This is a genomic window from Pseudomonas paraveronii (assembly GCF_963681955.1).
Classification (GTDB): Bacteria; Pseudomonadota; Gammaproteobacteria; order Pseudomonadales; family Pseudomonadaceae; genus Aquipseudomonas; species Aquipseudomonas paraveronii.
In genome coordinates this window covers 2,853,354-2,875,414 of the sequence record NZ_OY817130.1, presented here as the reverse complement: position 1 = coordinate 2,875,414, position 22,061 = coordinate 2,853,354, and the positions used below count along the sequence as shown (strand labels likewise).

17 protein-coding genes and 1 pseudogene are annotated in these 22,061 nt (G+C 62.0%); 9 read left to right on the top strand and 9 right to left on the bottom strand.

The window, feature by feature from the left end:
• Positions 1-58 precede the first annotated feature (58 nt).
• Positions 59-658 carry an NAD(P)H-dependent oxidoreductase gene (locus tag U5A08_RS13075; protein WP_253395410.1) on the bottom strand — a complete coding sequence of 200 codons (600 nt, stop codon included), beginning with the start codon at positions 656-658 and terminating at the stop codon, positions 59-61.
• A gap of 69 nt (positions 659-727) precedes the next feature.
• On the opposite strand from U5A08_RS13075, the gene U5A08_RS13070 reads away from it, so the two are divergent.
• Positions 728-1,339: a TetR/AcrR family transcriptional regulator gene (locus U5A08_RS13070; protein WP_321851843.1), complete on the top strand. Its 612-nt coding sequence runs from the start codon at positions 728-730 to the stop codon at positions 1,337-1,339.
• A 10-nt stretch (positions 1,340-1,349) separates the two neighbouring features.
• On the opposite strand, the gene U5A08_RS13065 is transcribed toward U5A08_RS13070, so the two are convergent.
• Positions 1,350-2,027, bottom strand: coding sequence for a GNAT family N-acetyltransferase (locus U5A08_RS13065; RefSeq protein WP_253395406.1), 678 nt, complete (start codon positions 2,025-2,027; stop codon positions 1,350-1,352).
• Positions 2,028-2,144: 117 nt separating this feature from the next.
• Positions 2,145-3,026, bottom strand: coding sequence for a LysR family transcriptional regulator (locus tag U5A08_RS13060; protein WP_321851841.1), 882 nt, complete (start codon positions 3,024-3,026; stop codon positions 2,145-2,147).
• A gap of 112 nt (positions 3,027-3,138) precedes the next feature.
• Between U5A08_RS13060 and U5A08_RS13055 the strand changes: the two genes are divergently transcribed.
• The 3 genes from U5A08_RS13055 (at position 3,139) to U5A08_RS13045 (ending at position 7,736) form a co-directional block, all read left to right on the top strand.
• Positions 3,139-4,341 carry an MFS transporter gene (locus tag U5A08_RS13055; protein ID WP_321851840.1) on the top strand — a complete coding sequence of 401 codons (1,203 nt, stop codon included), beginning with the start codon at positions 3,139-3,141 and terminating at the stop codon, positions 4,339-4,341.
• A 193-nt stretch (positions 4,342-4,534) separates the two neighbouring features.
• Positions 4,535-5,389: a CAP domain-containing protein gene (locus tag U5A08_RS13050; RefSeq protein WP_253395400.1), complete on the top strand. Its 855-nt coding sequence runs from the start codon at positions 4,535-4,537 to the stop codon at positions 5,387-5,389.
• Positions 5,390-5,549: 160 nt separating this feature from the next.
• Positions 5,550-7,736, top strand: a complete 2,187-nt coding sequence (locus tag U5A08_RS13045) for an ATP-binding protein (protein WP_321851838.1) — start codon at positions 5,550-5,552, stop codon at positions 7,734-7,736.
• Between the two features lie 3 nt (positions 7,737-7,739).
• Here the strand turns inward: U5A08_RS13045 and U5A08_RS13040 are convergent, their stop codons facing one another.
• The 4 genes from U5A08_RS13040 to U5A08_RS13025 all read right to left on the bottom strand — a co-directional run bounded on the left by U5A08_RS13040 (position 7,740) and on the right by U5A08_RS13025 (position 16,598).
• Complete coding sequence (locus U5A08_RS13040; RefSeq protein WP_321851837.1) at positions 7,740-8,906, bottom strand: GGDEF domain-containing protein; 1,167 nt, start codon at positions 8,904-8,906, stop codon at positions 7,740-7,742.
• A gap of 51 nt (positions 8,907-8,957) precedes the next feature.
• Entirely contained in the window at positions 8,958-11,195 is a 2,238-nt protein-coding gene (gene glgB, locus U5A08_RS13035) for a 1,4-alpha-glucan branching protein GlgB (protein ID WP_321851836.1), read from the bottom strand.
• Positions 11,192-14,539: a maltose alpha-D-glucosyltransferase gene (gene treS, locus U5A08_RS13030; protein ID WP_321851835.1), complete on the bottom strand. Its 3,348-nt coding sequence runs from the start codon at positions 14,537-14,539 to the stop codon at positions 11,192-11,194. Before treS ends, glgB begins: the two co-directional genes overlap by 4 nt.
• Before the next feature lie 70 nt (positions 14,540-14,609).
• A complete protein-coding gene (locus tag U5A08_RS13025) occupies positions 14,610-16,598 on the bottom strand; it encodes an alpha-1,4-glucan--maltose-1-phosphate maltosyltransferase (RefSeq protein ID WP_321851834.1) in 1,989 nt (662 codons plus the stop codon).
• Between the two features lie 205 nt (positions 16,599-16,803).
• Between U5A08_RS13025 and U5A08_RS13020 the strand changes: the two genes are divergently transcribed.
• From U5A08_RS13020 to U5A08_RS13000, 5 genes are all read left to right on the top strand, one after another.
• Positions 16,804-16,977, top strand: a complete 174-nt coding sequence (locus U5A08_RS13020) for a hypothetical protein (protein ID WP_253395386.1) — start codon at positions 16,804-16,806, stop codon at positions 16,975-16,977.
• A 13-nt stretch (positions 16,978-16,990) separates the two neighbouring features.
• Positions 16,991-17,230: a DUF3203 family protein gene (locus tag U5A08_RS13015; protein WP_253395384.1), complete on the top strand. Its 240-nt coding sequence runs from the start codon at positions 16,991-16,993 to the stop codon at positions 17,228-17,230.
• Between the two features lie 184 nt (positions 17,231-17,414).
• Entirely contained in the window at positions 17,415-18,830 is a 1,416-nt protein-coding gene (gene ccoG / locus U5A08_RS13010) for a cytochrome c oxidase accessory protein CcoG (protein ID WP_321851831.1), read from the top strand.
• A gap of 94 nt (positions 18,831-18,924) precedes the next feature.
• Complete coding sequence (mapR, locus tag U5A08_RS13005; RefSeq protein ID WP_253400385.1) at positions 18,925-20,334, top strand: GntR family transcriptional regulator MpaR; 1,410 nt, start codon at positions 18,925-18,927, stop codon at positions 20,332-20,334.
• A 154-nt stretch (positions 20,335-20,488) separates the two neighbouring features.
• Positions 20,489-20,866 carry a hypothetical protein gene (locus U5A08_RS13000; protein WP_321851830.1) on the top strand — a complete coding sequence of 126 codons (378 nt, stop codon included), beginning with the start codon at positions 20,489-20,491 and terminating at the stop codon, positions 20,864-20,866.
• Positions 20,867-20,881: 15 nt separating this feature from the next.
• Here the strand turns inward: U5A08_RS13000 and U5A08_RS12995 are convergent, their stop codons facing one another.
• On the bottom strand, positions 20,882-21,628 hold the full coding sequence (locus U5A08_RS12995) for an SDR family oxidoreductase (RefSeq protein ID WP_253395378.1): 747 nt from the start codon (positions 21,626-21,628) through the stop codon (positions 20,882-20,884).
• 102 nt (positions 21,629-21,730) lie between these two features.
• A pseudogene (locus U5A08_RS12990) lies at positions 21,731-21,922 on the bottom strand (MHYT domain-containing protein); the annotation flags it as partial.
• Positions 21,923-22,061 lie beyond the last annotated feature (139 nt).

Below are 22,061 nucleotides of genomic sequence, written 5' to 3'. Positions count from 1 at the left end.
GATTATGAACGCCTTGATTGGTCGTCCAACGGTTTCTGGTTCCCTGCTCGCAGCTGAATCATCCGGCGACCGTCTCGGTTTCGAACAGCCTCTGGCCCACCGCCTTGGCGTGATCCAGATGCGCCTGCGCCTCGCCGCTTTCCGAGTCCAGCAGCAACGCTGACGTCAGCACCTGCGCGCCGCAGTAATCGAAGATCCCGTAGTCGATCTGCGTGTGCATGGCCTTGGCATAGCCATGGCGCTCAAACGCGCTTTGATCGGCAGCACCGAGGGCCAGCAGGTGAACCTGCAAGTGCCGCAGTTTCTTCACCACCGGAGTGTCAGGGCCGTAGTCGATCGCCCAGCCGTTGACGAACACGCGGTCGATCCAGCCCTTGAGCAGGCCCGGCAGCGACCACCAGTAAATGGGGAACACCAATACCAGGGCGTCGGCGCGGTCGATGCGGGCTTGCTCGGCGAGGACGTCGGCCGGAGGTGCAGCGCGGGTACGGTGTACGCGCTGGTCGGCAGCGGTATAGCGCGGGTCGAAGCCTTCGGCGGCGAGGTCGGCGATTTCGAACGTATGGCCGGACGCGCTCAGCCCGGCGGCGACTTGCGCGGCCAGGCTGTGGGTGAGGGATTGCGGGTCGTGATGAGCTACAACGATCAGTGCGTGCATGACAGTGACTCTCATTGGGGTTATGCTGGGATTAAGTTACCTTTGGTAAGTTACTTTTGGTATATAAGCATGTCAAGCAGTGAATCCCCTGCCCCGCGTCGCCGTCTGTCGCGTGAAGATCGTCTGCGTCAATTGTTGGACGTGGCCTGGCAACTGGTGCGTGAAGAAGGCACCGAAGCCCTGACCCTCGGCCACCTGGCGGAACGCGCGGGCGTGACCAAGCCGGTGGTCTATGACCATTTCGTTACCCGTGCCGGGTTGCTGGCGGCGCTGTATGAGGATTTCGATGGGCGCCAGAACCAGGTGTTTGCCGACGCGATCGAAGCCAGCAGCCCGACCCTGGAGAGTCGGGCGTGGGTGATCGCCTCGTCCTATGTCGACTGCGTGTTACTGCAAGGTCGGGAAATTCCGGGGGTCATTGCAGCGCTGAGCAGTTCGCCGGAGTTGGAAACCCTCAAGCGCAAGTACGAAGCGATCTTTCTCGATAAGTGCCGCGATGCACTGGCCCCGTTTAGCCCCGGCGGTAGCGTGTCCCAGGCCGGGCTGCGGGCCATGCTGGGGGCAGCGGAAGCCTTGTCCCACGCGGCGGCCAGCGGTGAGCTCAGCCGTGAAGAGGCGCAGCAGGAGTTGTTGGCGACCATTCTGGCGATGGTCAATCGTGGGGCACGCAGCGCCAGGTGAAAGGCTTTTTTCAGCCTCGCCCCTGCACAAACAGCCGGACCTTATGCGTCAGTTGATCCAGGTGCCGGTCGCGTTGCTTCTCGGCATCCACCATGGCGCGTTTGCCGTGCTTTTGCAGCAGGTAGGTATGAATCTGCCGCACTTCCAATGAGTTATAGATGGAGGCCACGTCCAGCACGCCCATCAAGCCATCGGTGGCGTAGTCGCGGGTGTTCATCAGCACCTGCGTGCCGCGGGCGCCGCGCACCTGAAAGCCCATCGCCGCGAAGGCCGGGACTTTTTCCACGGCACACGCCAATTCGGCGTGAGGGTAACGCGCCAGCACGTCCTGCATCATTCCCCGCGCCACACCCTGGCGCCTGAAGCCTGCCTGCACGGCCATGAACGCCACACCACAGGCTTCAGGATCGTCCTTGACCGGCAAGTACAGCAAAAAACCAATGACGTGTTCCGGGTCTTGCGCAGACGTCGCAACGATCAGTTCGACCGCGATCCCCTTCGACCCGTCCAGCGCCTGCAGGTACAAATGCACCTCAAAGCCGATGGCATATTGGTAAATGTTGTAGAGCAGGTTACTCGGCGGCAAAGCGACGCTGCTGATGTCGGTGAGGTTGTCCACCACCATCTGCAGGATCTGGCTGTTGATCGGCTCGGGGCACGGCGTGGTGTAGCGGGTAAGGCTGAACATGCAAATTCCTGGGGTTTCGCGTCAAGACAGGCGCGATTGTACCTGTTGCAGCAGGTTCGGGATCGATAGGCTGGCATCCACCCGCGCCGGCTGCACCGCTCAGATAGATCCGCACCGTCATCGTCCACACACCTCGCGCAAACACCCGCGCAACCAACGATGGGCCTGGTCGGCGTCCAACCGTGGGTGCCAGAGCATCGCCACGGTAAACGCGGGCAACGCCACCGGCAGCGCAAAACAGAACAGGTCGCGCCGGTCTGGGGTATAGCGTTCGGGCACCGAGGCAATCAGGTCGGTGTTGCGGGCCAGGGCGATGGCGGTGGAAAAACTGGCGACGATGCTGCCGATCTGCCGCGTCAGGCCTTGGGCTTCGAGAGCGTCGTCGATCTGGCCACGGTCCTGGCCGCGGCGGGACACGTAGATGTGTCGGCCCTCGGCAAAGCGTGCAGCGCTGACGTCGCCCTGGCTCAGGGGATGGTCGCTGCGCACCACGCCCATCAGGCGATCGCGAAACAGCGCCTGGGTCAGCACTTCGGGGCTGGCCGTGGGGTCGACCACGCCGATGTCCAGGTCGACGCTGCCTTCGCGCAGCAACGCAGTGTCTTTGTCGGTCTTACTGACGAAACGCAGGCGCACACCGGGGGCGTCCTTGGCAATACGGTCGAGCAGCGCCGGGCCGAAGCGTTCGACGAATTCATCGCTGGTGCGCAGGGTGAAGGTACGCAGCACCTGGGCCATCGCCAGAGCTTGCACCGGGCGCAGCACGGCCTGGGCGTCCTGCACCAACCGACTGACCTGTTTGCGCAACTCCAACGCCCGTGGCGTCGGCACCAGGCCACGGCCAGCGCGGACCAGCAACGGGTCGCCGGTGGTGTCACGCAAGCGCGCCAGCGCCCGGCTCATGGCCGAAGGGCTCAACCGCAAGCGCTTGGCCGCGCGCGCGACGCTGCCTTCGGCGAGTAATACATCCAGAGTGATCAGCAAATTGAGGTCGGGCATCAGCGCTCCATATCAGGCGTCACATGCAGGTATTTAGTGCAATTCATGCGCCTTCCGCCATGTTAGGCGACACCGTAGATTTGTGACAGTTGCGTTCATTCAAGGAATCTCCATGCACACCTCCTCACGCGGCGGTCTTGTCAGCCTGTCCCTGTCCATGTTGCTGGCTGCCCTTGGTACCAGCATCGCCAATGTCGGCCTGCCCAGCCTCACGCAGGCATTCAATGCGTCCTTTCACGCAACGCAATGGGTGGTGCTGGCCTACCTGCTGGCGATCACGGCGGTCATTGTCAGTGCGGGGCGCTTGGGCGATCGGCTGGGGCGACGGCGGCTGTTGATTGCCGGGTTGCTGCTGTTTGCGTTGGCCTGTGGGTTATGCGGTGCCGCGCCTTCTCTGCCTTGGCTGATTGCAGCGCGCACCCTGCAAGGCCTGGGTGCAGCGATCATGATGGCGATGACATTGGCGATGGTGGGCGACACCGTCACCCGAGCGCGTACCGCACGCGTGATGGGTTTGCTCGGCACGATGTCGGCCGTCGGCACCGCCATGGGCCCCGGCGTGGGCGGCCTGTTGCTCAGTGCGTGGGGCTGGCGGGCGCTGTTTCTGGTGGGTGCGCCTCTGGGGTTGCTGGCGGCCGCCCTCGCCTGTCGTTACTTACCCGTCGATCAGCCACCTGTACCGTTAGCCACTGGCGCCCGCTTTTGGCGGTCATTGCAGTCGGCATCATTGCGCGCCGGCCTGGCGATGAGCGCGTTGGTGTCTGCGGTCATCATGGCCACCTTTGTGGTCGGGCCGTTCTACTTGTCCCATGGATTGGATCTCGATCCGGCCTCGATGGGCCTGGCAATGGCCGTCGGCCCCGGTGTGGCGGCGGTCACTGGCATTCCCGCAGGGCGCCTGACTGAACGGTTCGGCAGCCAACCCGCGACGCTCATGGGGCTGGCCGTCATGGCCAGCGGCGCCCTGTCGCTGTGCCTGACATCCGGGCTGGTCACTTACCTTGGCTCACTGATCACGCTGACGGCGGGCTACAGCCTGTTCCAGGCCGCCAACAACACGGCGGTGATGAGCGCGGTCGATGCAGCACACCGAGGCACGGTCTCGGGCTTGTTGAACCTGTCACGCAACCTTGGCCTGATTTTCGGAGCGTCGGTATTGGGCGCGATGTTCGCCTGGACAACCCCCGACCTCACCCATGCCACGCCTCAATCCGTGGCTGATGGCCTGCACGCCACCTTTGCCCTGGCATTAGGTTTGATCCTGCTAGCCACCGCCCTGGCATGGCAGCGACAGCACCGGCGTCGGCCGACGTGAACCGAACATCGTCGGCCATGGCGCGGTAATCATCCTCGCCCTATCCGCGCGGCAGTGGGTGGCCTTCGCCTTGTGCGACCAGGGCCGTAAACATTCGCCATTCATGAACTGAGGAAAAAAGTTCGGACCAACGGGTGCATGGACGCACCTACATCGCGCATCATGGGCGCTTTCAAGCTCAAGGGTAACGTCCATGCGCGTGCTGTCATTGATGATGAGTCTGACGACGCTGGCCGCCAGCCTGGTGTACTGCGCCAGCGCGATGGCGAATGAAGAAAGTCAGTTGGTGCAACAGATCAACACTTACCGCAGCCAGGTACAACGCTGCGGCGACCAGGGTTCTCAGGAACTGCCTCCGCTGGCCAGCGATACGCGCCTGGTGCTGCCGGCCAGCAATGTCGGCGACTTGCAGCAGGCCTTGGCCCGGGCGGCGTACCCGATGGTCAACGTGCAGGCAATCAGCCTGTCCGGCCCCAAGGATGCCCTGGCCGCCATGAAAGCCGTGCGCGAGAGTTTCTGCCGCGTGGTGCTGGACCCGCAATTCGTCGACATCGGCGTGAGCAACAGCGGCCAGGACTGGCGCATCGTGCTCGCCCGCCCGCTGTTGTCCAGCGGCCTGGGCGATTGGCAGACCGAAGGCAAGCAACTGCTGAACCTGATCAACGCCGCCCGTACACAACCGCGCCAGTGCGGCGCGCAGGCGTTCACCGCGACCACGCCACTGTCGTGGAACGACACCTTGGCCAGTGCCGCCAACAGCCACACACGCAACATGGCCAATGGCAATTTCTTCGACCATCTGGACCACGACGGCCGCACCCCGGGCGACCGTGCCGATCTGGCCGGGTACAGCGCGAAGAACATCGGCGAAAACATCGCGGCCGGCCTCGACACCCCGCGCAAAGTGGTGGACGGCTGGCTCGCCAGCCCCGGCCATTGCGCCAACCTGATGAACCCGCAATTCCGTGAATTGGGCGCCGCCTATGCCATGGACCCGAAGAGCGATGCCGGCATTTATTGGACGGGGGTCTTCGGCACACAACAATAAGTGGACACCGGCGATGATATCTATCCAGATGGACGGAGCATCAAAATGCCATCTCATGGATAATTGCGCTGAACTGGCAGCAATCATTCCGGTCTGTAGCTTGTTAGCGTGACCGCTTCAGGTATCCAAAACAGACCGTGGCAAACAAGGTGTTCACCCGATGATGAATTGGCTGCAAAGCAGCAGCGACATGGCCGAGCGGGTACGCCAGCACGATTGGGCCAATACCCCCCTGGGGCCGCTGGAACACTGGCCGGATGTGCTCAAGACCACCGTGGCGCTGTGCTTTGCCTCAAGTTTCCCCCAGGCCATCGTGTGGGGGCCTCAACTGACGACCCTCTATAACGACGCGTTCATTCCGATCCTGGGGAATAAACCCTACGCCTTGGGACGTCCGTTCAGCGAGATCTGGAGCGAGGTATGGGACGACATCAGCCCCATCGCCAATGCGGCCTTCCAGGGCCATGCGACCTACATCGAAAACTTCCCCCTGATGATCGAACGTGGCGCAGCGCCGGAACAGGCGTACTTCACGTTCTGCTATAGCCCGATCCGCGACCCGCAGGGCCAGGTCGTCGGTATGCTCGATACCGTGACCGAAAGCACCGCCACGGTGTTCCTTTCGCGCCGCCTTGCCGTGCTGGATACCATCAGCAGCGCGGTGGCCAACGCCGTCGATGCCGAAACCATCATGACCGCCACCACCCGCCTGCTGGCGCAGCATCTGCAGGTGTCCATCTGCGCTTACGCCGATATGGACGCCGATGAAGACGGCTTTACCATCCGTGACAACTGGACGGCCCCAGGTGCCCCCAACATCGTCGGCCACTACAGTCTGCAAGACTTCGGGCAAACCGCAGTCAACTGCCTGCTGGCCGGTGAGCCGTTGGTGATCGGCAATAACCTGCTCGAACTGCCCACGCAAGAAGCCATGACGTTCCAAGCCCTGGGCGCCACCGCCACGATCTGCATGCCGCTGATCAAAAACGCTCGCCTCACCGCCCTGATGACAGTTCACAGCAAAACGCAGCGAACCTGGTCGCCGTATGACCTGGCACTGTTGGCTGAAGTCACCGAACGGTCCTGGGCACACATCGAACGGGTGCGCGCCAACGCCGCCGTGCGCGAGGGGTTGGCGGCCTTTACCGAATTGAACGCCACCCTCGAACAGCGCGTGGAGGAACGCACCACTGCGCTGGCCCAGGCCGAAGCGGCACTGCGTCAATCGCAGAAACTCGAAGCCATCGGCCAATTGACCGGCGGCGTGGCCCATGATTTCAACAACCTGCTGACCATCATTCGTTCGTCGGTGGATTTTTTGCGCCAACCCGGGCTGTCCGAAGAGCGGCGCCAACGCTACATGTGCGCGGTGTCCGACACCGTCGAGCGCGCCAGCAAGCTGACCAGCCAGTTACTCGCATTCGCACGCCGCCAACCGCTGAACCCGGAAGTCTTCGATGTGACGCAGCGGGTCAAAAACATTGGCGAGATGCTCGACAGTGTCACCGGCGCACGCATTCAGGTGCAGGTCCAGTTGCCCGAGCGGCCGTGCCACGTGCGGGTCGACTCAAGCCAGTTCGAAACTGCGCTGATCAATATCGCGCTCAACGCCCGCGATGCCATGGACGGCCAGGGCACCCTGACCCTGCGCGTCGCCACGGTGGACGCGCTGCCGCGCATCCGTGGCGATGCCGAAGCTCGCCAGCCGTTTGTCACGGTGGTCCTGGCCGACACCGGCAGCGGTATTCCGGCTGAGACGTTCGAACGCATTTTCGAGCCCTTCTTCACCACCAAGGCCATGGGCAAAGGCACGGGCCTGGGGTTGTCGCAGGTGTTCGGCTTCGCCAAGCAGTCCGGCGGCAACGTCGACGTGGCCAGCCGTCTTGGCCAGGGCACGGTGTTTACCCTGTACCTGCCCGAGGTTGAACCGCAGGCCCCCCGTTGCGAGCCCTGCCCCAGGGACCAGGCACCTGTCCATGACACGACCCTGCACAACATCCTGATCGTGGAAGACAACCTGGAGGTAGGCCGTTTCGCCAACCAGATTCTCCAGGACCTCGGTTACCAGACCACCTGGGCGACCGATGCCGAACAGGCACTGGCGCTGGTCGGTCCGGACGCCACGGGGTTCGATGCGATTTTCTCGGACGTGGTGATGCCGGGCATGACGGGCGTGGCGATGGCCAAGGTTCTACGCCAACGTCGCGCCGACCTGCCGGTGGTGCTCACTTCAGGCTACAGCGAAGAACTGGCGGAAAGCGGCTACGAGGGGTTCGAGTTCCTGGCCAAGCCCTACTCCGCCGACCAGGTGGCGCGGGCGCTGGCGAAGGCCTTGTTGAGGGACTGAGCCCTACTCCGCCACGGCCACTTGATTGCGGCCAAGGGCCTTGGCGCGATAGAGCGCCTTGTCGGCGCTATTCATCAGCGCGTGCAGGTCCTCATCCCGAGTATAAGTCGACGCCACACCGAGGCTCGCAGTCAGGCCCTGTACAGGGTCGAACACCATACCGGAGATAGCCTTGATCAGTTCCTCAGCGATACTCCGAGCGGTTTCCAGCGACGTATTGGGCAGCAATACCGCAAACTCCTCGCCCCCCAGACGGCCATACACATCGGCCTGGCGAAACGACGCGCAGATCACTCCGCCGATCTGCCGCAACACCTGGTCACCGGCCTGATGACCGTAGGTATCGTTGATTTGCTTGAAGTGATCCATGTCCATCATCAACGCGCACAGCGGTTGCTGGTTGAGACGACACTGGGTGTACAACAACTGCGCATGCTCGAAAAACGCACGGCGGTTCATCAGCCCGGTGAGTTCATCGGTCTGTGCGGCGTGCGTTGAAATAGTGTGGGCGCGTTCCATTTGCCGGGTCAGGCGGAAGGCTTTTTCCAGGGCGTCGGATAACTTGCGCGTGGCGCTGACCACAAACGAAGAAAACACCAGCACCGAAATCGCCACCCCGACCTGCATCGATGACGGCTGAAACAACAGCCACAGCGTACACGGCAGCAGCACCAGGCCCATGGACACCATCGTCATGTAACGATAGGCCGAATAGCACGACACAGCGCTGACAGACATGCCCACGGTAAACAATATCACCAGCACTTGGGACATCCGGTCATCACTGGGCATCACCGCAAAGGCACCGGCGCCCCAGATGCTGGCAGACAGCATCAAGGTGGTCCAGTAACGGCGCTCCCAGCGTTCCGGCGTGCGTTCGCTGTTGGGGCTGCGAAACCACTCCAGGAACATTTTCACCCGCAGCAGCGATGATGCCCCCAGCAGCACCAGCCATACCTGCATGACCTGGTGGTCAAAACGGTCCCAGCACAGCCAGCAGAGCATCGCCGCCGCAAAAAAACTGCCGAGGATGGCGGCAAATGACTGACGAAACAACTGATGCAAACGGTCAGTTCGCACCTGCGCCTCTATAGCGCAATCCTGGTCTTGCTTATGCCCAAGGCCATTCATGAAATCCGCCTGATTCGACTGCCGCGACAAAGGCGCCATTGTGGCACCCTGCCACTAGCGCGGACAATAGAATCCAGCTCCTTAGCGCGCTTAACTGTCTTGGGGACGCAAAATCAGCACGCCCAATGGCGGCAAATTCAACGACAGCGACACCGGCTGCCCATGACGCGGCTCATCTTCGGTGAACACCCCGCCGCCATTGCCGTAGTTGGAACCGGCATACGTGTCCGCATCACTGTTGATCACCTCGCTCCAACGCCCGGCAAACGGCACGCCGACCGTGTAGGCTTCACGGGGCACCGGCGTGAAGTTGGCCACCACCAGCACTGGGCGGCCGTCCTTGCTCCAGCGCAGCCAGGCATAGACGCTGTTGATCGCATCGTCGCCGATCAGCCACTGGAAACCCTGGGGCGCGTCGTCCTGCTCATACAGCGCCGGCTCCTCGCGGTACAGGCGATTCAAGTCACCGACCAGCTTCTGTACCCCACGGTGTTCGGGGTATTGCAGCAGGTACCAGTCCAGTTGCTGGTCGTGGTTCCACTCGCGCCATTGGCCGAACTCGCAGCCCATGAACAGCAGCTTCTTGCCCGGGTGCATCCACATGAAACTCAGGTAGGCACGCAGGTTGGCGAATTTCTGCCAGCGGTCGCCGGGCATCTTGTCGATCAGCGAGTGCTTGCCATGGACCACTTCATCGTGGGAGATCGGCAGGATGAAGCGCTCGGACCAGGCATACACCAGGCCGAAACTCAGTTCATTGTGATGGTGCGCGCGGTACACCGGGTCTTGCTGGATGTAATGCAGGGAATCGTGCATCCAGCCCATGTTCCACTTGTAGTTGAAGCCCAGGCCACCCTGTTGGGTCGGCTGGCTGACGCCCGGCCAGGCCGTGGACTCTTCGGCGATCACCAGTGCGCCAGGCGCTTCCAGGGCGACCACATCGTTCAAGTGCCGCAGGAAGTCGATGGCTTCCAGGTTCTCGCGGCCGCCATAGCGGTTGGGCACCCATTCGCCGGCCTTGCGCGAATAATCGCGGTACAGCATCGAGGCCACGGCATCCACGCGCAGGCCATCGACGTGGAAGTGTTTGAGCCAATGCAGCGCCGAGGCCAGCATAAAGCCATGCACTTCGGTGCGGCCCAGGTTGTAGATCAACGTGTCCCAATCCTGGTGGAAGCCTTCCAGCGGGTTGGCGTATTCGTACAACGCCGTGCCATCGAATTGCGCGAGGCCGTGGGTATCGGTGGGAAAATGCGCCGGCACCCAGTCGAGGATCACGCCAATGTCGGCCTGGTGACAGGCATTGACGAACTCGGCGAACTCTTGCGGCGAACCGAAGCGCGCAGTCGGCGCGAACTGGGACAACGCTTGATAGCCCCAGGAGCCGCCGAACGGGTGTTCCATGATCGGCATCAGCTCGATATGGGTGAACCCCAGTTGCTGCACATACGGAATCAGCCGCTCGGTCAGTTCGCGCCAGCCGTACTGGCGCGAAACCTCACCGGCCTCGTCCAGTTCGCACTGCCAGGAGCCGACGTGCAATTCATAAATCGACAGCGGCGCGGTGGACTTCTGCTTTTCGGTGCGCGCCTGCATCCACGCGTGGTCCTGCCAGTCGACCTGCAGCGGCGCAGCGACTTTCGACGCGGTGTCGGGTGGCATCTGGGTGGCCAGGGCCATCGGGTCGGCCTTGAGCGGCAAGATGCCGTTGGCGCCGAGGATTTCGTACTTGTAGGCCGCGCCCGGTTGCAGGCGCGGGATAAAGATCTCCCACACGCCGGATGGATGCCGCAGGCGCATCGGGTGGCGCCGGCCATCCCAGATATTGAAGTCGCCCACCACCGAAACACGCCGGGCGTTCGGCGCCCATACGGCGAAGCGCACGCCCTGCACGCCATCGACCGTGGTCACCTGGGCACCCAGGCAGTTGCTGAGGTCGCGGTGATTGCCTTCGGCAAACAGGTACAGGTCCATTTCCCCCAGCAGCAGTTGCTGGAAGCTGTAAGGGTCTTCGGTGATCTGTTCGCCACCGGCCCATTGGATCTTCAACACGTAGGCCTGGCGACTGCTGAAATGCCCGATAAACAAGCCCGGCACCGAGGTCGCGTCGAGGCTGCCGATCGGCTCGCCGCCGTCGCGACTCAGCACCTGGACGCTCAAGGCCTCCGGCAGGAACGCACGGATAAACTGGCCGCCGTGCTCATCATCATGTGGCCCGAGAACCGAGAACGGATCATGGTGCTCGGCGCGCACCAGCGCTTCGACGTCCTTGGACGCCGGCATTGCAGTCAGTTTTGGCTGCAGCGGTTCTTTATTTGTAAAGCTCATGACGTCTCCCCACCGCGTACAGATTTCGATCCAGGTATGAACCCGCTCAGCAAACCGTGTAAACCCTGCAAGGGCACCGGCAGCCAGGTCGGGCGGTTTTCCGCTTCATAGGCCACTTCGTACGCGGCCTTCTCCAGGCTGAACAACGTCAGCGCTGCGTCTTGGCCTTTGGCATCCTGCCAGTCATGCGCCAGTGTAGCCGTCGTCGCGTGATAAACCTTGATAAATGCCAGACGCGCCTCACTTAGGTAGCGCTCGGTCACACGCTGGCGTGCGGCGTGCGCCGCGGGTGATTGGTCCACGCCCTGCACATTCAAGGCCATGGCCGCCGCGTAATCAAAGGAGCGCAGCACACCGCTGACGTCTTTATACGGGCTGTGCTTGCCGCGCCGTTCGTGCAGCGGCCGCGCCGGCTCTCCTTCAAAGTCGATCAGGTAGGCGTCGCCTTTCACCACCAGCACCTGGCCGAGGTGCAAATCACCATGCACGCGAATACGCAGCCCGCCCAACGTGGCGTTCGCCAATGCCTGAACATGACTGGCGATGGCTTTTTTCTGATCCAGCAATTCACTGACCCGCGCCTGATCGGCCGGGTTCAAATGGCTTTGATGCAGTTTGAGCAATTGCAGGGCGCGCTCGATCTGCGCGCCGACATCCTTGGCCCAGGCCTGGGCATCCTTGGCCGTGGTGACTTCGGGATTGAAATCCTGGTTGGCCGTTGACGCCGCCAACACGCCGTGCATTTCACCCAGGCGCTGCCCGAGCAAACCGGCGAAGTCCGCCAGCTCGCCCAAGGCGTTGTAGTGCTGCTCCTGTTCGGAGATGGCTTCGGCCAGTTCGTCGCGTATGGCGCGTTCCAGGTTGTTCTGGGTCCAGCCCCAGGCGTCGCCCTGGTTGCTCAGGTAGCCCTGGGCAATCATCAACAGGTTGTCCTGACCTTCGGCGTCACGCCGAATCATCGAACCGAGCAACGGCGAAATGTTCCGGTAACCGGCTGCGGTCAGATAGGCACTCATCTCCAGTTCCGGGTGTACCCCGGCGCTGACTTTACGGATCAGCTTGAGCACCAGGCTCTCGCCCACCACCACCGAGCTGTTGGACTGCTCGGCGGCCAGGTAACGCACTGCCGATTCATCGCTCAGTTGCAGGTTGGCCAGGTGCGGCGTGGCTTCAAAGCGCAACTCGCCTTGGCTGGTGGTCAATACTGTACCCACCTGCAAGGCCTGGATCACTGCACGGATGAAGTGTTCCAGGCTGAACGCATCGGTCACCAACCCGACCTGACGCACGCGTCGCACACGGGCCAGGGCCAGTTGTTGCGGCAAGGCGCTGGTGAACTGGTCTTCGCCGAGGAAGCCGAACGGCAGTTGATAGCGGCTGACCTGGCCACCGGCACTCACCTCGATTTCGCTGAGCAGCACCGGGTGCTGCGGGTCGCCGAACCGTACCCCATAGGCAATATGCACGCTGTCGATGGCCGTGTCCTTGCCGGCGAACCAGCGGCGCTTGGGCAGCCAACTCGGCAGCGACGTGTGCTCCAGGGCGGTGCGACACGGTTCGTCGAGCAGCTCTTCCATGCGTTTTTTCAATACCAGGGTGGTGAAGTCCGGCATGCTTTGCACCGGTTCCACATGCCAGCTGGGCATCTGGTTTTCCGCCGCCAGCACAAACCAATAGAAGCCATACGGCGCCAGGGTCAGCAGGAAATTCAACTGACCAATGGGCGGGAACGCATTACCGCCGAGCATCTCCACCGGCACCATGCCGGCGAAGGCCGAGAGGTCCAACTCGGCCGCCTGGGCGCTGCGCGAAACGTTGGCCACGCACAGGATGATTTCAGTGCGGCCATCGTCCCCGGTGAATTCACGGGTATAGGCGAGGATGCGCCGGTTGCTCGGCGAGAGCATCTTCAAGCTGCCCCGGCCAAACGCCTTGGACTGCTTGCGCACCGCGAGCATGCGCCGGGTCCAGTTCAGCAGCGAATGCGGGTCCTGGGCCTGGGTTTCGACGTTGACCGACTGGTAGCCGTATTGCGCGTCCATGATCGGCGGCAGCACCAGGCTGGCCGGGTCTGCGCGGGAGAAGCCGCCGTTGCGGTCGATGGACCACTGCATCGGCGTGCGCACGCCGTCGCGGTCGCCGAGGTAGATGTTGTCGCCCATGCCGATTTCATCGCCGTAATACAGGGTCGGCGTGCCGGGCATCGATAGCAGCAGGCTGTTGAGCAGCTCGACGCGACGGCGGTCACGCTCCATCAACGGCGCCAGGCGCCGACGAATGCCCAGGTTGATGCGCGCGCGACGGTCGGCGGCGTAGTAGTTCCACAGGTAGTCGCGCTCTTTGTCGGTGACCATTTCCAGGGTCAGTTCATCGTGGTTGCGCAGGAAGATCGCCCATTGGCAATTGGCCGGGATTTCCGGGGTCTGGCGCAGGATGTCGGTGATCGGAAAACGGTCTTCCTGGGCCAGCGCCATGTACATGCGCGGCATCAGCGGAAAGTGAAAGGCCATATGGCACTCATCGCCGTCGTCGCCCTTTTTGTCGCCGAAGTACAACTGCGTGTCTTCCGGCCACTGGTTGGCTTCGGCCAGCAGCATGCGGTCGGGGTAGTGGGCGTCGATTTCGGCGCGGATCTGCTTGAGGACGTCGTGGGTCTCTGGCAGGTTTTCGTTGTTGGTGCCGTCGCGCTCGATCAGGTAAGGGATCGCGTCCAGGCGCAGGCCGTCGATGCCCATGTCCAGCCAGTAGCGCATCACCGACAGCACGGCTTTCATCACTTGCGGGTTGTCGAAGTTGAGGTCGGGCTGGTGCGAATAGAAACGGTGCCAGAAGTACTGGCCAGCGACCGGGTCCCAGGTCCAGTTGGACTTCTCGGTATCGAGAAAGATGATGCGCGTACCGTCGTACTTCTGGTCGTCATCGGACCACACATAAAAGTCCCGCGCCGCCGAACCGGGCTTGGCCTTGCGCGCCCGCTGAAACCACGGGTGCTGGTCGGAGGTGTGGTTGATCACCAGCTCGGTGATCACCCGCAGCCCGCGTTTATGGGCTTCGGCGATAAAGCGCCGAGCGTCGGCCATGGTCCCGTAGTCGCTGTGGACGCCACGGTACTCGGCGATGTCATAGCCGTCGTCGCGACGTGGCGAGGGGTAGAACGGCAAGAGCCAGATGGTGTTCACACCGAGGTCGGCGATGTAGTCGAGTTTGGCGATCAGCCCGGGAAAGTCACCGATGCCGTCATTGTTGGAGTCGAAATAGGATTTGACGTGAACCTGATAAATCACTGCGTCTTTGTACCACAGCGGGTCTTTGATAAAGGTGGCAGCCTTGGGTTTCTTCGCCATTGGAAACTCCTGAAAACTCGAGAATGCTTGCAGACTGAACCGGCTCGATGTGCAAGGAGCCCTACTACGCTTAGTACGTGGTGATGCGCCAGATCCCGAACGGCATCTGCGGCTCCAGCCGCATCCATTGGGTCTTGCCGTACCAGGTCCAGCGATGGCCGTTCATCAGATCTTCGCCCTGGGTGTGGGCGTCGTCCGGCAGGCCCAGCTCCCACAGCGGTAATTCGAATTGCGCCTCCTGGGCATTGAACGGGTCGAGGTTGACCGCCACCAGGATGAAATTGCTGCCGTCTTCGCTGCGCTTGCCGAAGTACAGGATGTTCTCGTTCCAGGCGTTGTAGAGCTTGAGCCCCAGATGGGTGTGCAACGCCGGGTTTTGCCGACGGATGCGGTTGAGTTGGGCGATCTCGGCGATGATGTTGCCGGGCGCGGTGAAGTCCCGTGGACGGATCTCGTATTTCTCCGAGTCCAGGTACTCTTCCTTGCCCGGCACCGGCGCGGCTTCGCACAGCTCAAAACCCGAATACATGCCCCACAAGCCTGAACCCATGGTCGCCAGCGCGGCGCGGATCAAAAAACCCGGGCGCCCGGATTGATGCAGGAACGCGGGGTTGATGTCCGGGGTGTTGACGAAGAAGTTCGGCCGGTAGCACTCGCGCCATGGCGACTCGTTCAATTGCGCCAAGTACTCGCCCAGCTCGGCCTTGGTGTTGCGCCAGGTGAAATAGGTGTAGCTCTGGGAGTAACCGACCTTGCCCAAGCGCGCCATCATTGCCGGCGTGGTGAACGCTTCGGCGAGGAAGATCACCTCCGGGTACTTGGACCGCACGTCGCTGATCAGCCATTGCCAGAATGGCAGCGGCTTGGTGTGAGGGTTATCGACGCGGAATGTCTTCACGCCCTCCTCGACCCAAGCGATCACCACGTCACGCAGCTCGGTCCACAGGCTGGGGATCGCATCGGCGGCGTAGAAATCGACGTTGACAATGTCCTGGTACTTTTTCGGCGGGTTTTCCGCGTATTTGATCGTGCCGTCCGGGCGCCAGTTGAACCAGCCCGGGTGCTGCTTGAGCCATGGGTGGTCCTGGGAGCACTGAATGGCGAAGTCCAGAGCGACTTCCAGGCCATGGTCGGCGGCAGCCTTGACCAGGCGCCGAAAATCGTCGCGGCTGCCCAGTTGCGGGTGAATCGCGTCGTGGCCGCCCTCCTCGCTGCCGATTGCGTAGGGGCTGCCCGGATCGTCCAGGCCGGCACTCAAGGCATTGTTCTTGCCTTTGCGGTGGCGGCGGCCGATGGGGTGGATCGGCGGGAAGTACAGCACGTCAAACCCCATGTCATGGATCATCGACAAGCGCGAATGCACGTCGAGGAATGTACCGTGACGCGCTGGATGATCGGTGATAGAGCGCGGAAACAGCTCGTACCAACTGGCGAACTGCGCACGCTCGCGCTCCACATCGATCGGGTACACGGGACTGATGCTCAAATAGGCGCGGTGGTCAGCCCGGGTCATCAGGTACGCACTGTCTTCGTGCAGGAACAGCGCAACCTGCTCGGTTTCCAGCAGGCCGGAGAGCTCGTGGTGCAAGCGCATCAGGCGCTCGCGCAGCTCATTGTCACTGCGCTCGGCGGCCAGCAGCACCAGGCTGCGGCCTTCCTGCAACTCAAGGCTGACCGGCACGCCGGCCTCGTGTTTCTTACGCAGTTCGTAGCAAAAGCTGGCAAAGGTATCGAGCCAGGCTTCGATGCAATATTCATGGGGCCCTTGGACGGTGACAGTAAATGCGCCCTCCCAGCCGTCGTTGCCGATATCGGCCATGACCTCGCTGTGCCAGCTCTCATCGTGCAGGGCGCGCCAGCGGATCAGTACCGCGAGCTTGTCGTGGCCATCGGCGAACACCTTGCTGGTGACGTTGATGCGCTGGCCGACCACGGCCTTGACGGCAAATTCGCCGCCGTCGATCACCGGCGTGGTGCTTTCAATCGCGATGCGAGGCAGCAACAACGCCTGGGACAGCGGCAGTATGTAATCGTTTGGAGTCAGTGTTTCAGCAGTCATCGAGCATCTTCCCCTTACGCCCTGTGGACGCTCTTTGCTTGATCCGAATTCTGATACGACACCGCTCTCCCTGAGCAGGGCCACATAAGGTCCGAGCCCGGGTCCGGGTGAAAAGTTCAGGTGGATGTGCCGCCATCGACGGGGGGAATCAATTCCCCCAGGCAATTGTCCACCGATAGAGCAAAGCACAAAGGAGGCCACACCGATGAATATCCCGATTCCCGCGCAAACGCCCGATCCGAATATCGACAAGCCGACCCTGCCGCCCACCGAACCGGACCCGGCTGCGCCTCCTGAGGAGGAACCGCCGCAAGACCCGCCCGTGCGGGTGGAGGAACCCTCAGCCCAATGCTATCCCCTCACCATCACCAGACGATGACAAGGAGTTCACCATGCCTGTACGTATCGAAAACCAGATCTGCTACTTCACGGTCGATGACAACGGCCAGGAACAAAGCCTGCCCGCGTCCCAAGTCACCGTCAGTACCGACAGCGAAAAATCCATGTCTTTCGTGGCGTTGAACGACGACCGGATCTACATCACCGAGGTCGAGGCCGATGCACTGACCGTCGCCGGCGCCAAGGATGGGCGCAAACACCTGAAGGCCAGCGACAGTGATTCGGTGATTTGATTGATCTGTGTCAGCACACGCTGAACCGAGCTGCGCCCCAGGCGCCACGGGGTGCAGCACATTGTCGCAGTGGCGCTTTGGCAGCACATCTGATCCGCTTTTTATCGCCACACCTGAGTCTGTTATGCAAACAGCACGGCGAGCATAGTTCGTCGGCCTGATGGAGGCTGATGAGCGAACGACCATGAGCGAAATAATCCCCGTCCGAACCGTGGAAATCCACGAGCCTGCACACCCGAAGAAGGTGAAGGCCCAATCCAGCGACAACCTGATCCATACCCGTAGCTTTACCGGCCTGTTCCGCACCTTGCGCGTCGCCGGTGCAGGCTTTCTGTTCCTGGCGTTTTTCGGCACCGTGTGGCTGAACTGGGGCGGTCGCCAGGCCGTACTGTGGGACTTGGCCGAAAGCAAGTTCCACATTTTCGGTGCGACCTTCTGGCCGCAGGACTTCATCCTGCTGTCGGCGCTGCTGATCATCTGTGCCTTCGGCCTGTTTGCGATCACCGTGTTCGCCGGCCGGGTGTGGTGCGGTTACACCTGCCCGCAAAGCTCGTTTACCTGGCTGTTCATGTGGTGTGAAAAAGTCACCGAAGGCGAACGCAACCAGCGCATCAAGCTGCAAGCGGCGCCCTGGAGCCTGAACAAACTGACGCGGCGCTCGGCCAAACATACGCTGTGGTTGGGTATCAGCGTGCTGACCGGGCTGACCTTTGTCGGTTACTTCACGCCCATACGCCCGCTGGCCGCCGAACTGCTGACCTGGCAACTGGGTGGCGTGAGCCTGTTCTGGGTGGTGTTTTTCACCGCCGCCACTTACATCAACGCCGGCTGGATGCGCGAAGCGGTGTGCATGCACATGTGCCCATATGCGCGGTTCCAGAGCGTGATGTTCGACAAGGACACCCTGACCATCTCCTACGATGCAGCCCGTGGCGAACACCGCGGCCCGCGCAAGCGTGAGGCCAAACCGGCGGACGTCGGCCTCGGCGACTGCATCGATTGCCAATTGTGCGTGCAAGTGTGCCCCACCGGCATCGATATCCGCGACGGCCTGCAAATGGAATGCATCGGCTGCGCGGCGTGCATCGATGCCTGCGATTCGATCATGGACAAAATGGGCTACGCTCGCGGCCTGGTGAGCTATACCAGCGAACATCAACTGCAAGGCGGCAAGACCCACCTGCTCAGGCCACGCCTGATCGGCTACAGTGCGGTGCTGCTGGTGATGATCGCCGCGCTGGTCGTGGCGCTGGTGCAAAGGCCGATGGTGTCGCTGGACGTGACCAAGGACCGCGGCATGTTCCGCGAGAACAGCCAGGGCCAGATCGAAAACATCTACAGCCTCAAGGTCATCAACAAGACCCAGCAACGCCAGGATTACCGCCTGGAGCTGGTGGATGCCGAGGGCTTCCAGTTGCAAGGCAAGACCCAGATCAGCCTGGCACCGGGGGAAATCAGCGATGTACCGGTGTCGGTGGCCTTACTGGCGGACAAGCCGGCGAGCAGTTCGCAGACCCTGCGCTTCAAGGTCACGGACGTCGACGAACCGTGGGTCTATAGCGCTGCCGACAGCCGCTTCGTGGCGCCGTTGAACCGCTGAGGGTTCGCCTGCATAAAAGATAAAATGTGGCCGCTGGCTTGCCGGCTGCCACATTTCGCCCTGCGTACATCCTGAGAAGAATAATTTGGCCACCCTGAAACGCTACGAAAAATTCGCCGACGACATTGCAGAACTGATCCGCTCCGGCGTGCTCGGCCCTGGCCAGCGAGTGCCCTCGGTGCGCTATGCCAGCCAGACCTACGGCGTCAGTCCGTCCACGGTGTTCCAGGCGTATTACTTGCTGGAGCGCCGCGGCCTGATCCGGGCGCGGCCGCGTTCCGGCTATTTCGTCAACACCCACGCGCCCAGCCCGTTTTCCGAGCCGGTGGTGAGTGAACATGTGCATGAGTCCACCGAAGTCGATGTGAGCGAATTGGTGTTCTCGGTCCTCGACTCCATCAAAGACCCGAATACCGTGCCGTTCGGTTCGGCCTTCCCCAGCCCGATGCTGTTCCCGCTGCCGCGCCTGGCCCGCTCCCTGGCCAGCGCCGGCCGTGAAATGGACCCGCGCCTGGTGGTGACCGACATGTCGCCGGGCAACCCGCAACTGCGCCGGCAGATTGCCCTGCGGTACATGGTCGGCGGCCTGATGCTGCCGATGGAGGAGCTGCTGATCACCAACGGCGCCCTCGAAGCGTTGAACCTGTGCCTGCAGGCCGTCACCGAGCCGGGCGATCTGGTGGCCATTGAAGCGCCGGCGTTTTATGCCTGCCTGCAAGTACTGGAACGCCTGAAACTCAAAGCGGTGGAAATTCCCGTGCATCCGCGCGATGGCATCGACCTCAACGCCTTGGCGCAAAGCCTGGAGCGCTACCCGATCAAAGCCTGCTGGACCATGACCAGCTTTCAGAACCCCATCGGCGCGACGCTGCCGGAAGCGAAGAAACAGGCACTGGTGGAACTGCTGCGCCGCCATCAGGTGCCGTTGATCGAGGACGACGTCTACGCAGAGTTGTACTACGGACAACAGGCGCCGAAACCCGCCAAGGCCTTCGACACCGAGGGCCTGGTGATGCACTGCGGCTCCTTCGCCAAGAGCCTGGCACCGGGCTATCGCATTGGCTGGGTGGCGGCCGGGCGCTATGCGCAAAAGGTCGAGCGCCTGAAGCTGATGACCTCGCTATGCCCATCGATGCCCGCTCAGGCTGCGATTGCCGACTACCTGCAACACGGCGGCTATGACCGGCACTTGCGCAAGTTGCGCTATGCCCTGGAAGAACAGCAAAGCGCGATGCTCGCGGCCATTGCGCGGTATTTTCCGGCGCAGACGCGGGTCAGCCAGCCGGCCGGCGGGTACTTCCTCTGGCTGGAACTGCCGGAACAGACGGACTCGCTCAAGTTGTTCCAGATGGCGTTGGCCCAGGGCATCAGCATCGCACCGGGGCCGATTTTCTCGGCGACCCAGCGTTTCAGGAACTGTATCCGCTTGAACTACGGCAGCCCGTGGTCCGAGGCCTCGGAAAAAGCGATGGAGACCTTGGGACGGATTGTGCGGTCGTTTTGAACCGGAACCAGACGGCCGAACGAACCACATAGGGAGCGCCTTTCCTGGTTCGAATCGGAGATTCCTTATGCACGTTGCTTTACCCGCAGGGCTTACACCCTTGCCCGTTCCACCCAACTACATGCGAGCGGCCGAACAACAACAGGTCCGCACAATGCGCGGTCCGACAGGCCGACCGGCCGGCGACCATCGTTCGGCAGAGCAAATCATCGAACAGAGCCCGGTCATGAGGCGCTTCCTGCAGGGCCGCGACAGTTACGCGATCGCTGATGACCTTAAGCAGCAGATCGGTGACTGGACCCCCTCCAACGCAGCCGCGGATGCGCGTGCTGACGCGGCCTACAACATGGAAAAAGTGCTGCGGTTTCTCGATAACCTTGACGACCGCACCTTGAATGGCAGCCATGCCCGCAACGGGCGTATCGATGGGTTCTTCAACGACGGCTACAGCACCCTGGATAACTCCGAAGCCAGCCTGCTCAAGGCGTTCTCGCTTAACGGCTATGAAGTGCTGCGCCATCTGCCGGCTTGATGGCCGGGGGGGGGCTTAACGCCCGCCGCCCAGGTCAACGAACGTCCCGGTGGCATAGGAGGCCTTGTCTGACAACAGCCAGACAATCGCCTCTGCCACTTCATCCGGCCGGCCGCCACGGGCCATCGGGATCCCGGACTCCAGCTTGCTGACCCGGTCCGGGTCACCGCTCAGGGCGTGGAAGTCGGTGAAGATATAGCCGGGACGCACCGCGTTGACACGAATACCCTCGCCCGCCACTTCCTTCGCCAACCCTACGGTAAAGCTGTCCAGCGCGCCCTTGGAGGCGGCGTAGTCGACATATTCACCCGGCGAACCGAGACGTGCCGCCACCGACGACACATTGACGATACTGCCGCCCTGCCCGCCATGCCGAGGCGACATACGCAGCAGCGCGTGCTTGGCGCACAGGATCGGCCCGAGTACGTTGGTCTTCAGGACCTTCAGGATGCGGAACTCGGACATCTCATCAACGCGAGATTTATGCCCCACCGTGCCTGCATTGTTGACCAACGCCGTGACGCGACCCAGTTCAGTGTCAACGCGGTGGAACAATGCGATCACTTCGTCCTCGATGCTCACATCGGCGCGCACCGCAATGGCTTGGGCGCCTAGCGCGCGGACCTGTTCGAGAACGCGGTGAGCGGCTTCTTCATCCGACTGGAAATTGATGCAAATGCGATAGCCCTGGCGAGCGGCCAGCAATGCCGTCGCAGCGCCAATCCCACGACTGCCCCCGGTGATGATGAGGACTTTGTCCATGCCTACAGTCTCCTGAATCAACCAAATGTTTAGCGTTGGCGCCAAGAATACCCGTCAAGTGCTGTGCTTGTCAGGCGTCTGCGCTGGATGTCCGCCATAAAACCATCCTCCGGTAACAGATGCCGGCATCATGCGCAGCACAGTAATGTCCAGGTCAAAGCCGAGGGCGAACGGCAGCCTGAGCGCCAACATGCCGATAAAGAGCATGAACCACACGCCCACTCCCATCGCCAATGCCCCGCCCTGCATCCACAAATAGATCGCGCGACCCTTGGCCTTGGCGATGCGTCCAGCGGGGGGGAGTAACTAGCAATAAGCATGGGCCGACTCTAGACCGACGGGCTGAAAAAGCCCGCGCCGGATGGAAAAGTCGCGGATTGTAGAGAGACTAATTCTTGAACAGGTGATTAATTATCAGAGGCCCATTAATCGC

Bases quoted from the DNA above. Each gene is read 5' to 3' on its own strand.
- U5A08_RS13075 (WP_253395410.1), bottom strand. From the start codon at position 658: ATGCACGCACTGATCGTTGTAGCTCATCACGACCCGCAATCCCTCACC.
- U5A08_RS13070 (WP_321851843.1), top strand. From the start codon at position 728: ATGTCAAGCAGTGAATCCCCTGCCCCGCGTCGCCGTCTGTCGCGTGAA.
- U5A08_RS13065 (WP_253395406.1), bottom strand. From the start codon at position 2,027: ATGTTCAGCCTTACCCGCTACACCACGCCGTGCCCCGAGCCGATCAAC.
- U5A08_RS13060 (WP_321851841.1), bottom strand. From the start codon at position 3,026: ATGCCCGACCTCAATTTGCTGATCACTCTGGATGTATTACTCGCCGAA.
- U5A08_RS13055 (WP_321851840.1), top strand. From the start codon at position 3,139: ATGCACACCTCCTCACGCGGCGGTCTTGTCAGCCTGTCCCTGTCCATG.
- U5A08_RS13050 (WP_253395400.1), top strand. From the start codon at position 4,535: ATGCGCGTGCTGTCATTGATGATGAGTCTGACGACGCTGGCCGCCAGC.
- U5A08_RS13045 (WP_321851838.1), top strand. From the start codon at position 5,550: ATGATGAATTGGCTGCAAAGCAGCAGCGACATGGCCGAGCGGGTACGC.
- U5A08_RS13040 (WP_321851837.1), bottom strand. From the start codon at position 8,906: ATGGCGCCTTTGTCGCGGCAGTCGAATCAGGCGGATTTCATGAATGGC.
- glgB (WP_321851836.1), bottom strand. From the start codon at position 11,195: ATGAGCTTTACAAATAAAGAACCGCTGCAGCCAAAACTGACTGCAATG.
- treS (WP_321851835.1), bottom strand. From the start codon at position 14,539: ATGGCGAAGAAACCCAAGGCTGCCACCTTTATCAAAGACCCGCTGTGG.
- U5A08_RS13025 (WP_321851834.1), bottom strand. From the start codon at position 16,598: ATGACTGCTGAAACACTGACTCCAAACGATTACATACTGCCGCTGTCC.
- U5A08_RS13020 (WP_253395386.1), top strand. From the start codon at position 16,804: ATGAATATCCCGATTCCCGCGCAAACGCCCGATCCGAATATCGACAAG.
- U5A08_RS13015 (WP_253395384.1), top strand. From the start codon at position 16,991: ATGCCTGTACGTATCGAAAACCAGATCTGCTACTTCACGGTCGATGAC.
- ccoG (WP_321851831.1), top strand. From the start codon at position 17,415: ATGAGCGAAATAATCCCCGTCCGAACCGTGGAAATCCACGAGCCTGCA.
- U5A08_RS13000 (WP_321851830.1), top strand. From the start codon at position 20,489: ATGCGCGGTCCGACAGGCCGACCGGCCGGCGACCATCGTTCGGCAGAG.
- U5A08_RS12995 (WP_253395378.1), bottom strand. From the start codon at position 21,628: ATGGACAAAGTCCTCATCATCACCGGGGGCAGTCGTGGGATTGGCGCT.